The 13,116-nt window shown below is 61.9% G+C and carries 9 protein-coding genes and 1 tRNA gene; 5 read left to right on the forward strand and 5 right to left on the reverse strand.

All coding sequences use genetic code 11. The features are described 5' to 3' along the window. Positions 1–346: 346 nt before the first annotated feature. From J3R75_RS05495 to J3R75_RS05505, 3 genes are all read right to left on the reverse strand, one after another. Positions 347–1,018 (reverse strand): ABC transporter ATP-binding protein, encoded by a 672-nt coding sequence (locus J3R75_RS05495; protein ID WP_307260369.1) that lies wholly within the window; start codon positions 1,016–1,018, stop codon positions 347–349. Positions 1,019–1,036: 18 nt separating this feature from the next. Beyond that, entirely contained in the window at positions 1,037–2,308 is a 1,272-nt protein-coding gene (locus J3R75_RS05500; protein WP_307260370.1) for an ABC transporter permease, read from the reverse strand. Between the two features lie 75 nt (positions 2,309–2,383). Then, on the reverse strand, positions 2,384–3,130 hold the full coding sequence (locus J3R75_RS05505; RefSeq protein WP_307260371.1) for a prepilin-type N-terminal cleavage/methylation domain-containing protein: 747 nt from the start codon (positions 3,128–3,130) through the stop codon (positions 2,384–2,386). 518 nt (positions 3,131–3,648) lie between these two features. Here J3R75_RS05505 and J3R75_RS05510 point away from each other — a divergent pair. Together J3R75_RS05510 and J3R75_RS05515 are read left to right on the forward strand one after the other, a co-directional pair. After that, complete coding sequence (locus J3R75_RS05510; protein WP_307260373.1) at positions 3,649–5,307, forward strand: IS1634 family transposase; 1,659 nt, start codon at positions 3,649–3,651, stop codon at positions 5,305–5,307. 161 nt (positions 5,308–5,468) lie between these two features. Further along, positions 5,469–5,708, forward strand: a complete 240-nt coding sequence (locus tag J3R75_RS05515) for a hypothetical protein (protein WP_307260374.1) — start codon at positions 5,469–5,471, stop codon at positions 5,706–5,708. A gap of 215 nt (positions 5,709–5,923) precedes the next feature. Here J3R75_RS05515 and J3R75_RS05520 read toward each other — a convergent pair whose 3' ends face one another. Both J3R75_RS05520 and J3R75_RS05525 read right to left on the reverse strand, forming a co-directional pair. Beyond that, on the reverse strand, positions 5,924–8,473 hold the full coding sequence (locus tag J3R75_RS05520) for a hypothetical protein (protein WP_307260375.1): 2,550 nt from the start codon (positions 8,471–8,473) through the stop codon (positions 5,924–5,926). Positions 8,474–8,731: 258 nt separating this feature from the next. Next, a tRNA-Arg gene (locus J3R75_RS05525) sits at positions 8,732–8,808 on the reverse strand. A gap of 634 nt (positions 8,809–9,442) precedes the next feature. On the opposite strand from J3R75_RS05525, the gene J3R75_RS05530 reads away from it, so the two are divergent. Genes J3R75_RS05530 through J3R75_RS05540 form a run of 3 tightly spaced genes read left to right on the forward strand, consistent with a single transcriptional unit; the run spans position 9,443 to position 13,076 of the window. Then, positions 9,443–9,991, forward strand: coding sequence for a D-glycero-alpha-D-manno-heptose-1,7-bisphosphate 7-phosphatase (locus J3R75_RS05530; protein WP_307260376.1), 549 nt, complete (start codon positions 9,443–9,445; stop codon positions 9,989–9,991). Further along, positions 9,988–11,328, forward strand: a complete 1,341-nt coding sequence (locus J3R75_RS05535) for a glycosyltransferase (protein WP_307260377.1) — start codon at positions 9,988–9,990, stop codon at positions 11,326–11,328. Before J3R75_RS05530 ends, J3R75_RS05535 begins: the two co-directional genes overlap by 4 nt. Next, on the forward strand, positions 11,325–13,076 hold the full coding sequence (locus J3R75_RS05540) for a hypothetical protein (RefSeq protein WP_307260378.1): 1,752 nt from the start codon (positions 11,325–11,327) through the stop codon (positions 13,074–13,076). Before J3R75_RS05535 ends, J3R75_RS05540 begins: the two co-directional genes overlap by 4 nt. The last annotated feature ends 40 nt before the right edge of the window (positions 13,077–13,116 follow it).

Here is a 13,116-nt window from a genome sequence, read left to right on the forward strand (position 1 = left end):
ACCAGCCCAGGGCAAGCACGCTGAAAGCGCGCGCCGCCCTGGGTAAAACGGCGACTCTATTCGTGTTCCTCGGCCTCTTTGGCCTCAGTCGGCGAAGCTGACTGAGGCCAAAGAGGCAATGGAACTCATGCCCAGCAGATGCATTTGGCTATATTGCGCATAGTCATCGGCTTGTGGGTCGCCCACCGAAGGCTCGTCCCTCCCTCCCCGGCGCGAGCGGCAGCCGCGCAGCGGCGACGCACGCGCCGAAAGAGATGGGATAGAGAGGGGAGCGCGAGGGGGGAGAAAGGGGCAATGCCCCTTTCTCCCCCCCTCGCATTACCACCCCTCGCAAAATCTCCCCCTCTTACTGCTTCATCAGGCTTACAACCGCATCCGCGCGGGCGGCGAGTGCCTGGTCGTGGGTGACCATCACCAGTGTTTTGTTGCCAGTGGCGCGAAGTTCGGCGAGAATGGCCATGATATCGGCGGCGGCGGCGGCATCGAGATTGCCGGTGGGCTCATCGGCCAGGATGACATCCGGGTCATTGATCAGCGCCCTGGCGATGGCCACCCGTTGTTGTTCTCCGCCGGAGAGTTCCTGCGGCCGGTGTTCCAGGCGTTCGCCCAGGCCAAATCGTTCCAGCCACTGCCGTGCCTTGGCGAAGGCGTCGTCGCGCGCCTCGCCCCAATGCAGCGCCGGCAGCGCGGCATTTTCCCACGCGCTCAGCTCGGGAAAAAGATGGTACGCCTGAAAGACAAAGCCGATGCGCCGCCGGCGCAACGCCGTCAAGCGCCTGGCCGACAGCGTCGCCAGGTCCACGCCTTCGAGCATCACCGCGCCGCTGGTTGGCCGGTCCAGCCCCCCCAGCAGATGGAGCAGCGTCGTCTTGCCCGACCCCGACGGCCCCACCAGCGCGGTCCACTGTCCGCGCTGTACCGTGAAATTCAGTCCGCAAAGGACCTTCACCACCCCGCCGGCAAGCCGGAAGTCCTTGTGGAGGTCCTTGACATCGTATAAAGATTCGCCTGCTGTCATGCTATGGTCCTTGTGCGCTCAGACGTCATCCTGCAGGGCCTTTGCCGGCGCCATGGCCGACGCATAGAGCGCGGGCACCAGCGCCGCCAGGACGCAGATGCTCAACGACAGCGCGACGATCCGGCCAAGGTCTGCCGCCGTCGTCAGCGCGGGTATTTGCGTTAAGTGGTAGAGTTCGGCCGGGAAGACATCGTGGCCCATGATGGCGCTGAGCAACGCCGCGATCTGGTTGCGGCAGGCCATCACCAGCAGCCCCAGCCCTGTGCCCAAGCTCGTGCCGATCACGCCGATCACCGCGCCCTGCAGCAAGAAAATGCGCGCGATCAGCCAGCGGGACATCCCCACGGCCTTCAACACGCCGATCTCCCGCGTCTTCTGCACCACCACCGTGATCAGCGTCGCCGCAATGCTGAACGATGCCACCAGCACAATGAAGGCCATCAGGAAGGACATGAGATTCTTCTCGACCCGCAGCGTCCCGAACAGCAGCTGATTGCGTTCCTGCCAGGTCACCACGTCGGCCGGCAGCAGCGCCTCGCGCAGCGTCTGCACCAGCGCGTCCATGCGCATCGGGTCAGCTACCTTGCCCTGTACGCAAGTCGCCGCGCCCCACTCGTAGCCGAACAACTCCGCGGCCTGATCAAGAGTCACGAAAATCACATTGTCGTCAAAATCCGCCACGCCCGTGCTGAAGAGCCCGACGACGTGCACTTCCTCAGGCAGGTAAATTACGTCAGGCTGGCTGATATCGACCTGCCCGTCGTCTTTCCAGGTGACATTCTGGGTGAGGCGCGCCGGCGAGTGGATGAGCATCTGGTCGCCGATGCGCAGGCCGAGCTGCATGGCCAAGCGCTGGCCAATGATCGCCTCGCCGTCGCGAATGTCAAAGCGGCCAATAAAGCCCTTCGCCGCCACATTGCTGACTTCTTTTTCCAGCGCCGGCACAATTCCCCGCAGCATCTTCGGCTGGATGCTCTGCCGCAGCTGGATCAGCGCCGACCCCTCAATCAGCGGTGAGCATTGCACGCCGTGCTCGCGCAAGGCCGCCATCATGGCCGCCGGATCGCCAATCACGGCTTCATAGCGCGGATAGACCTGCAGGTGCGCCTGCATGTTCATGATGCCACGACGGATGTCGCGGTCAAAACCAGCCATCACCGAGCTGACAATTAGCAGGATGGCCACGCCCAGGGTCGGCCCCAGTATGGACAACAGCGTGATGACCGACACAAAAGTGCGCTTCGGCCGCAAATAGCGAAACGCCAGAAAAAAATCAGCAGGCAGACGCATTCGTTCCCTTTATGCCACCAACGCCAATACAGTCATCCTCACCCCAATGCGTCTTGCCCGTAACGCCTGCGCCGCTCATTTATACGGCACTACCGTCAGATAGCTGTTGAAGGTATAGACGGTCTTCTTAGCCTCGCCATTGGTGACGTACTCCTGGTTGAACAGGTCCGCAAACTGCCCCGGGCTGCCAATCGCCGCCACATGCCCGTCGATAAAGGCAAAATTGCCCGACGAGCCATGCGCGCCAACCCAGAAGTAGCGGCTGCGCCCAGACTCCAACGGGAAAACCGGCCCCCACTGATAGCCATTGGCCTCGGTCAATTGCGAAGCAGACCCCTCCAGTCCATGCGAGTCGCCAATCCACACATACGACGACGGGCCCTGGATCTTGCCGGTAAAAAGAAAACCATCTCTCTGGGCAGAATTATAGGCCGAGGGAGGAGTCGTAAAATAGCCGGTCGGATTGAAGTCCCGACGGTTGCCGTAGATGTTATAGGAGCCCTTGTACACAAAGGGCTTGCGGCCGGGGCAGACCGTCTCGTCCGGCGTCGTGTCAGATAAATACTTGCTGCCCGTGTTGTAGCCGCCCGTTAGTGACGTCACCCAGTTCGATGACCAGTTGGTGTTATAGATCAACGCACCACCAAAATCGTCCGTATAGAGCATGATCGACTGCATGCACTGCTTCAAATTGTTCACGCAATTGACCGCCCGCGCCTTTTCCCGCGCCTTCGCCAAGGCCGGCAGCAGCATCGCCGCCAATATCGCAATGATCGCAATCACCACCAACAGCTCAATCAGGGTAAATCGCAACAATTTCATCGTGATGTCCTCCTTGGGTGACGGCAAAAGGCCCCAAAAACCAAATTAACCGGCGGAACCCGGAACTCGCCCTAACTATAGCAAAATAATATCCCCGACGCAATAGCAAAACACAGAAAAGACGAATCAACGGCAATGCCTCACTTTTTGATACCAGCCGGTCCCAAGGACCACCAGGGACCGTGGGGACTGATTGGCGCTGCGCTGGGGCGAGGACTCACGACTCATAAGGCATGGTCCCATGGATTGGACCGTGGGGACTTTCGGGACCATGGGGAATGACGCATTGGACTCCTGGGAGCGTGGGGACCACCGGTGGCGCTGCGCTGGGGCGAGGACTCACGACTCATAACCTGGATTCCCGGGAAATATAACAAGGCGCGCCTCGCGCCTTTCATTTTGAGCTAAAAAAAACGTCTGCCGGGCTCTTGCCCGGCTTGTTTTTTGCTCTTCATTGTTATATTATATAACTAGTTCCATCTTGTTGTTGTCTATCACTGGTTCACGGAGGCAAGACCATGGCAGATTCTGAAGGCGCTTCGCCGAAACGGCGGGTTCAGGTGATCAATGGCGTTCCGCGGGTCTACGAGGACTACCCTTACTGGGACACGGAAAAAAAGCAATGCCGTCATCGGCGCACCTACATCGGCCGTCTGGACGAGCAAGGCGCCTTCATTCCCAGCAAGTCCTACTTGGCCGGCCAGGCCTTGTCGGCTGTAGATGTGGTCAAATCGGCGGACCGTCGTTTTTACGGTGCCGGCTATTTGTTGGATCATATCGGCAAAGTGACTGGCGTTGAGGCGGATATCGCCCAGAGCTTCCCGTCCATGAAAGATCAGATCATCTCTTTGGCCTACTTTCTGGTACAGGAGGGAGAAAGCGCCGTCTATCGTTTTCCGCGCTGGATGCTTTCCCACTGGCATCGCCTCACCCACGCATTGGGGTCACAGGGCATCAGTCGCCTGTTCGGCAGCATCCCCGAGGAAGCCAAGCTGGACTTTTTCCGCCTGCAGGCCAAGCGCCGCCTGGAACGGGAATACCTTGCCTATGACACGACCAGCATCTCGTCGTACTCCGAACTGATCAAGCAGGTCAAGTACGGTCACAACAAGGATCGCGAGCGCCTGCCGCAGATCAATCTGGCCATGGTGTTTGGGGAGGAGTCGGGACTCCCCGTTTACTACCGCTTGCTGCCGGGTAACATCAGTGACATCAGCACCATGGAAAACATGATTGCCGACGCGGCGTTCCTTGAGTTCGCCAAGGTGAAACTGGTCTGGGATATGGGCTTCTTCAGCGCGAAGAATGTCAACGCCCTGTATCACGCGCACTATAAATTCATCGGCGGCCTGCATCCGGACACGACCCTGGCCTGCAGCAGCGTGAAAGCGGTTAGGGACGGGCTGGTTCACTACGCCAACTATATTGAGGCTGACGATGTCTATTGCATCAGCACCATGATCAATTGGGACTATGCCTGGAGCATGCGCAATGGCGGTGAAGAACGGGGGAAGCGCCGCATGTACGTCCACGTGTACTATAATGAGCAGCGCGCGGCGGCGGAAAGGGCCCAGTTCAACCACGACCTGAAGGAACTCAAGACCGCCGTGCAAAGTGGCAAAGCCACGGACGCGCAGCTGAAGAGGGCGCAACGGCTGCTGACCATCAAAACCACACCGGTCAAGGGAACTCGAGTCGAGTACAATGATGAGGCTATCAAGCAGCACACGAACGATTTTGGCTACTTCGTGCTGTTGTCCAATGACGTGAAAGAAGGAGACAAGGCTCTGGAGTGCTACCGGAACAAGGACCTGGTGGAAAAGACCTTCAACAATCTGAAGAACCGCCTGGATTTCAACCGCACGCTGGTCAGTTCGGTTGAAAACCTCGAAGGCAAGCTGTTCGTGGAATTTGTCGCTCTGATCTACATCTCCTACATCCACAAGGTCATGAAAAGCAGGAATCTGTACCGCAACTATTCCATCCAGAGCCTGCTGGATGAACTCGACGTCATTGAGCGTTTCGACTATCAGGGGCAACGCGCACGATACAGCGAAATCACTGAAAGACAACGGCAAATCTATGAGGCCTTCGGCATCCTGGCCCCCGATGGCAAGCCGTCCAAGACCTACAAGCCGGAGGCGGCGGCCGCCGCCACCCCCGCCCCGGAGGCATAGTTATATTTCCCGGGAATCCAGGTCATAAGGCATGGTCCCATGGATTGGACCGTGGGGACTTTCGGGACCATGGGGAATGACGCATTGGACTCCTGGGAGCGTGGGGACCACCGGTGGCGCTGCGCTGGGGCGAGGACTCACGACTCATAAGGCATGGTCCCATGGATTGGACCGTGGGGACTTTCGGGACCCTGGGGAATGACGCATTGGACTCCTGGGAGCGCCGCCGTCCCGGCGGCATCATTCCTGGGAGCGCCGCCGTCCCGGCGGCATCATTCCTGGGACCGCCGCCGTCCCGGCGGCATCATTCCTGGGACCGCCGCCGTCCCGGCGGCATCCATCCTGGGACCGCCGCCGTCCCGGCGCTTTTCGGCCCGGAGCGGCCAGATTACGTCGTCTGATTGGCCAAGTTCGGCCCGGAGGGCCGTACCATGCATAGCCCCGGGTGAGGCGCCCGGAGGGCGCCGCAACCCGGGGTATGGCAGCAAGTTAGAATTGCGCCTGTAGGGCGCCACATTGACCTGGCACGTCACGTCCCAACGCGCAAAAAAGAGGAATGCCTGGCATAGCGAACAACGCCCTATATGCATATGCCTTCCTCTCTCCGCGCCTCCTACTAGAAGTAGGGCTTGAGCATGATGTAGTTCAGTGCCAGTTCTTCGCCAGGGGCGGCGCCGGCATCACTGAAGGCCACCGTGACGGTATCGCCCGTGGCGCGGAAACGCAGGTGATGAAGATTGATCCGGGCCATCCCGTCGTCTTTTTTGCGGGCGCTGTTGCGCCGGTCGACGAAGACATACGACTGCTCCGGCAGCAGCTCGGCCCCCTCGCCAAGGGTCGCCGCCAAGCCATGCTGGCGGGGCTGGAAGCGCTTCTGTTGCATGTCCTGATAATCAGCAGTAATGAACTGCAGGGTATAGATCGCCCCAGGCACGAGCCCAGTGGCCGTCTGGCTGATGCTATTGGCCTGGCCTTCCTGGCGTTTGAAGAGGCAGAACGTGTCGCCAACGCCGCCGGAAGCACCCCAGCGCCCCTGGCTGTTCTTGCCATAGCCTGGGAAAGACGCCGGCTGAATGGCACCCTCCGCCGCAGGGCTCAGTGCCCACGCCTCCATGCCTCGGTTGAAATCGCCGTTGCGCAGGTGCCCGGGCATGTAGCGGTAGCCAAACTGCTCCGACAGCATGCCAGTATTGCCTTCGACGCAGTAATGGCGCATAATCGCGAAGGACCAGCGGTAGAGCTCCTCGTCGTCGTAGTAGCTGCCCCAGTAGCCGGTCGTGGCCAAGTCGCGGAAGGACGGATGATTGGCAATCAGATTGACCTGCATGTCGAGGTAATACTTGTAATCAACCTCGGGATTGACGTCCAGCGAGATAATCGGTATCTGATTGAAATTGCCCAGGATCATGCCCGTGCCAGCAGCGGCATTGGGGAAGAACTGCTTGAAGCTGTCCATGGTGTCGACGAGGCGGTTCAGGAGATAATCGCTGGCGTCCTTTTCATCGGGCCGGCTGTGGCAGTAGGCTTCGAAGAGCAGCCGGCCACGGCCGCGAGAGGCATTCAGAGCCGCGCTCATGAAGTCGTTATGCGCGCCAACCAGCCCGGGCTTGCCCACTATCCACGTGTAAAGCAAGCGCTGGCTGGGGTTATCATAGGCCCAAAGAGCCTCGGTATAATGGCTCAAATTGGCCTGGCCGAAAAATTGCTCGTCGCAGGTGACGCCGTCGTACATCGGGTTGCTAAAGCCAGGCGATTTTGCCATGCGCGCCAGCAGGTCGTCCGCGTCTTTGGGGTTGACCGTACCCAGGTTGGCCAGCCACAGCAGCCCGCGCTCTTTGAGCTCAGGCAGATGCTCATCCGGCACGCGCCCGCCATTCAGGGTCGTCACTGCCGGAAAAATATGCTTCTCGTGAAAATCCCAATCGTATTTGCCGTTTTGCGGCACCTGGCTGTGCGCGCAGGCGGGGTAATTGAAGATTTCGGCAATGGCGCGCACCAGCAGCCGGCCGCCGCCCGTCGCGCCCTTCACCGTCACCCCGTGGCTCCCCCGCGGCAACAGCCGGAAGGCCTCCCGCCGCTCATTGGCGGTTGTGATCACCACGCCCTGCCCCGCAAGTTCCACCGCGAGCCCCGTGGCGTCCTGGCTGCCCTGCAGGGCGACAAAGACCCAGCCGTCCCTGGGATTGACGAAGGAAAAGGTCTGCGCCTCGGCCTGCACCGCCAACTCGCTGCTGAGCACCTCGGTCACCAGATTGTTGAGCCGACGATGACTGCTGGTGTCCAACGCCGGCAGATCCACCAGCGTAATCACCAACGAACGCGCGAAGAGCTCCTCGCCGGTGTCGCGCTGCCGAATAGCACAATGCAGGCGGTGCTCGCCGGCCGCAACGCCAGTAAGATCGAGGACGTTGATTTTCGGCTGCAGCGCGGTCTTCTGCTTTTCCTGGCCATCCAGCGCGAAAACGGCATCGTAGTGCCCCCAGTCCTTGCCCTCACCCGGCCGACCGTACGCATAGAAGCTCAGGCGCGGTTCGCTCAGCGGAATGGCGTTCAGCAGCGGCGACCACGCCACCAGCCGGAGGCGATGCTGCTCGCCCAGTATCGGCGATGGCTGGCTCTTGGCCAGCGCGCCCGCACTGATCGCCTCCAATTTCACTTTGGCAATCTGTATCTCGCCATGGAAATTCTGAGCGAAAAGCGCCACGCCGTAGCTGTCGTCCTTCGACGCCTCTAGCACGAAGGTGCTTTCCAGGTACTGCCAGCCGTCGCTGGTCGCCGGAAACTCCCGCACGCCCTGCGAGCTGATCCAGCCAGTGTTGTGCACGATGACGCCGCAATGCCCGCTGGCAAAATTGCTGGTTTTCACCCACGCACTCATCTTGTAGGTCTCGCCAGCAACCAGCTGCAGACCATATTGCCGCACCGCGGCCACGCCGCTCACGCCCTCGGGATTGCTCAAAATCACCGCGCCGACCGCCTCCGGCCCACCCGCCGCATTAAAGCTCACCAGCCGCGGCGGACTCGCCGTCCAAAAATGCGGAAAGTCCGCCTGCTCTGCCTCAAAAGTGCCGTTGAGCACCAGGTTCTCCCCCGGCGCCACCGCCGCCGATAAGGTCACCGCTCCACATAACGCTAGGGCCATCAGCAGACTCGACGTCGTTCTCATTCGTGTGCTTCTCCTGAACAGACGGGTGATCAAGGCATCAATATCAGAACGTGGCAACACCGCAGCCCCGCAAAGATACTACCCCATACCGCACTTTTCACTGCGCACGGGCAGGTTTTCGTGTTAGGTTACTTGTTAAGCTATCGTTAGTGAATGAGCACAAAAACAGGTTCTAACAGACATAAAATGAGTGTACAGAGCGGGGGCCTTTCCGGGCAAAAAAAACCGCCTAACTCACGATGAGTCAGGCGGTTGACATGGTGTACCCGGCGAGGTTCGAACTCACGACCTACTGCTCCGGAGGCAGTCGCTCTATCCAACTGAGCTACGGGTACCCAAAAAGTGTTGCATAAGATACCCGATTTTTCCCTCCTTGCAACCGCGCCTGGCCAAAATCGCCGCCGGTTCCGTAATCGGTCAGTGATTGAGAATAGCCGGCTGCCAGCACCGCCTTTTTACTGGCGGGACACTGGACGTTTTTATGGACACCATGGACGCTATGGACACCGCCAGTCAGTCTGCGGCGTCCAAGCAGTCCACAACCGGTCCCCAGTGTCCAAGGCGTCCTTCCCCATGGTCCAGAAATTCCCCACGGTCCAATCCATGGGACCATGCCTCATGAGTCCGTGAGTCCTCGCCCCAGTGCGCGCAATCGCCAAGTAGTCCCCATGGTCCCAGTCGTCCTCTGAGACCAGCTATTATCAATCGCTGACCGATTACCCGGTTCCAGCAGCAAAGTCGATGACGCGGCAGCTGAGTAGCAGCGGCCGTCGGTCGCAGCTTCTTTCTTGTTATCGCGGACCGATCGGACGGATCGGACGGATCCGGCTGCTGATCGGTCGGATCGGTCTGATCAGCTGGATCGTGTTTTCCGCGTCGTAGTTTTGGGGCATTATGGTATGGGCTTGTTGATCGGGCCGGACGGCGGCGCGATCGGTTATTACGGCATACCTGCACCCCGGAGCGACGATGAAGGACATTCCCGTGCTGTTTTTGGACCGCGATGGCACGCTGATCGTGGACAAGAATTACCTGTCGCATCCCGCTGGCATTGAGTTTATGCCGGACGCGTTAGCGGGCCTGCGGCGCTTCCGCGCCATGGGCTATGCGCTGGTAATGATCACCAACCAGTCGGGGATTGGCCGGGGCTATTTCAGCGACGAGCAACTGCAAGCCGTGCATCGACGCTTGCAGGAGCTGCTGGCCGCCGAGGGCCTGGCACTGGACGCAATTTACTACTGCCCGCATGCGCCAGAAGCGCAATGTCGCTGCCGTAAACCCGCCACTGGCATGCTCGAACAAGCCTGCGCCGAACACGGCATCGACCGCAGCCGCGCGCTGATGGTCGGCGACAGCCAGGCCGATATGCTACTGGCGCGCAATTTCGGCATCACCGCGCTACAGATCTGCCGCGATGGCGCGACGCCAGACCCGCTTGCGCAGTGGTCGGGGCCGTCGCTGCTGGCCGCTGCGAAGTGGGTCGCCACGCAGAAAAACCACGCCGGGGAGGCGCCGTGAGGATCCTGCAGGTCAATACGGCTGATCGCGGCGGCGGCGCCGAGGGGTCGGCGTGGAATCTCTTCGACCGCTATCGCGCAGCGGGGCAGCAGTCATGGCTGGCCGTCGGCCGCAAATACAGCAATGACCCCGATGTGCTGGAAATACCGCGCGGGCGCGCCCCCAGCGCCGTGGGACGGCTCCTGCAGCATGGCGCGGACGCAGCCAGGAGCCAGGAAGGCCGGCTGCCCGGCATGCGCTGTCTGGCGCGCGGCCTCGACCGGCTCGCCTGGCCAGAGCGCCTCGCCGACTGGTGGCATGGCCGCGACGAAACGCAGTTCCCCGGCTGCGCGGACCTGCCGGGACTCTGCCCGGCGCCGCCGGACATCATCCACTGCCACAATCTCCACGGCTGGTATTTCGATCTCGGCGTCCTGCCAGGACTGAGCCAGCGCCAGCCGCTCATCCTGAATCTGCGAGACAGCTGGGCCATCACGGGCCACTGCGCGTATTTTGTCGACTGCGAACGCTGGCGGCAGGGCTGCGGGAACTGTCCGCACCTCGATGTCTATCCGGCCTGCCGACGGGATGCAACGGCGGCAAACTGGCAGCGCAAGGCGGCGATTTACGCGCAATCGCGGCTCTACGTGACCGCGCCATCGCAATGGCTGCTGGCGCAAGCGCAACAGTCCATGCTGCCAGCGGCGGAATACCGGGTGATTGCCAACGGCATCGATACGGCGTGCTTCCGGCCCGGCGACCGCGCCGCCGCTCGTGCGGCGCTGGGCCTGTCAGCGGACGCGCCGACTGTGCTTTTCGCGAGCGCGTCGAGCAAGAACATCTACAAGGACCCGGCGACCATGGCCCAGGCCATTCTGGCCATGACCGAGCGCGTACCGAGTCTGCAGGTGCTGTGCGTCGGCGCGGCGCTGCCTGATCGCGCGCTGCGGCACCTGGCCATACGGCAGCTGCCATACGTGCGCGACCCGCAGAAGATGGCGCAGCTCTACCGCGCAGCGGACCTCTTCGTGCACACGGCCAAAGCCGAGGCTTTCGGCAAGACTGTCACCGAGGCCATGGCCTGCGGCACGCCAGTGGTCGCGTCGGCCGTCGGCGGCATCGTCGAACAAATCATCGCGGGCGAAACCGGCTTCCTCTGCCCCGCCGGTGATGCGGCAGGCATGGCCGACGCCGCAGTTGATTTTTTCGCTGCCGACGACGCCCGGCGAGATGCCATGCGCGCATCGGCGGCGCGGCGCGGCGCCGAGTTCAGCCTTGACCGGCAAGTGCGGGCATTCCTCGGTTGGTACGAGGAAATCCTCGCGCAGGAGCCATGGCGCGGGAGGACGGGCGGATGAACGCGGATGATCGGCAACCCCAATGGCAACGCCCCTACTGGCTGTTCTGCGCGGCGGCGACAGCGCTGTTTCTGCTTGGGGCGCTTCTGCGCAGCAATCAGATCATGGGCCAGGACGAGATCAGCCACTACTACAAGCTCGTGGGGCTGCTCTATCACCAGGGCTACGTCGATCCCGCCGGGCTCATCACCTTCTCGCCCCACCTCTATCCACTGAGCGCCTGGGCACTGTGCGAAGCACTGGGGCGCTTCACGCCTTTCGTGCTGCGTCTGTGCGGCATCCTCTACTGGCTGGGGACCATCGGCCTGCTCGCCTGGCTCTGCCGGCCGCGACATAACCTAGCCGGCGACACGCAAAGCATCTCGCCACTCTGGCGCGCGCTGCCGATTGTGTTGATCGCTTGCATGCCCATGGCGATGCAAGCGGCAGTAATCATAGAAATCGACCAGACTGCCCTGCCCTTTTTCACGCTGCTGCTCTGCTGCGCAGTGCGGTCATACGCAGACCGCCCCGGGTGGCGCCGCGCGGCGCTGACGGCGCTGGTCCTGGCGGCGGCGCTGTGGTGCCGGCTAAGCACGCCGCTGCTACTCCTGCCGCTGTTCATGGCCTACGCACTGCTGCTGCGCTGGCGCTGGCAACGCGTCGCCGGCCTGGCGCTGGCTTTGGTCGCCGGCTGGGCGATCTTCCACCTGAGCTGGCTGCTATACGGACGCCTGAGCGGCGTCAATGCCGCCGGCGTCTTCGACTACCTGCGGCGGTCCTTCGGCGAAACCACGGTCGGCGCCCGGGCTGCATCCCGTGGGCAACACAGCGTGCTGACCGCGCTCTATCTGTCCTTCTGGGGACTGAATCCCTACGTGCTGCTAGCGCTGGCATGGGCCCTGTGGCAACTCCTGCGGGAACTCTGGCGCAATCGCCGTCTGCGGACGGACGACCTTTTTCTGCTGGCGGGCCTGTGGTTGCTGGCGGGCTATGTCGTCGTCGGCGGCGCATTGTTCGGCTTCCCGAAATACCACTGCCCGGCGCTGCCATTGCTCGCGCTGGGGCTGATCATGACCGGCGGCAAGGCGTGGCAACGCGGTGAGGCGAGTGTCGCCGCCAGGCAATGGCCAACGCTGGCAGCCTGCGCGCTAGCGACATGCGTACTGGCGCTGGCAGCCATGGGCGACCCGCTGCATGTCCTACGTAGCGACCTGCGCATTGCGCAGGCCGTCGCCGAGCCACTGCGGCCCATGTTGTTCGAGCTGGCGCTGCGTCTGGCAGCGACCTACGGCGGCGCCGCACTAATCCTGGCATGGGCGTGGCGCTGGCAACGCGCGGCGCTGCTGCCGGCGCTCATCGCCACGGCATTGGGCATAAACACGGCTATGGTCATCCGGCAGGCCACGGCGCCCTACGCGACGGGGTATATCTACGGCGATTGCGGCGAGACGCTGATGGTCGCGGATATGATCAAAGACAACGGCTGGTCGGCACATGACGTGATTGTGCCCATCGAGGTATCGCAAGGCCTGCCGTGGGCCCCCGAGCTATACGTGGCGCCGCAAAATTGGGCCGAAAGCACCGCCATGGCGCAACGCATATCGACCGAGCAACCAGAGATGATCGCGGTGTCGCCACTGATCAACCCCGTCACGCAATTGCGCGTACTCGCCGAAGACCCGGCGCTGCAAATGGCCCTCGGCGACTACTGCCAAAGCCGCATCGGCGGGCGATACTGGCTATGGCTCCGCCGCTGCCCAAAATAGGGCGGGGGGCTCTGCGGGGGGAGGGGCGGTTTCTGCGGGG

It is taken from the genome of Oligosphaera ethanolica, assembly GCF_030814695.1.
Taxonomy (GTDB): Bacteria; Verrucomicrobiota; Lentisphaeria; order Oligosphaerales; family Oligosphaeraceae; genus Oligosphaera; species Oligosphaera ethanolica.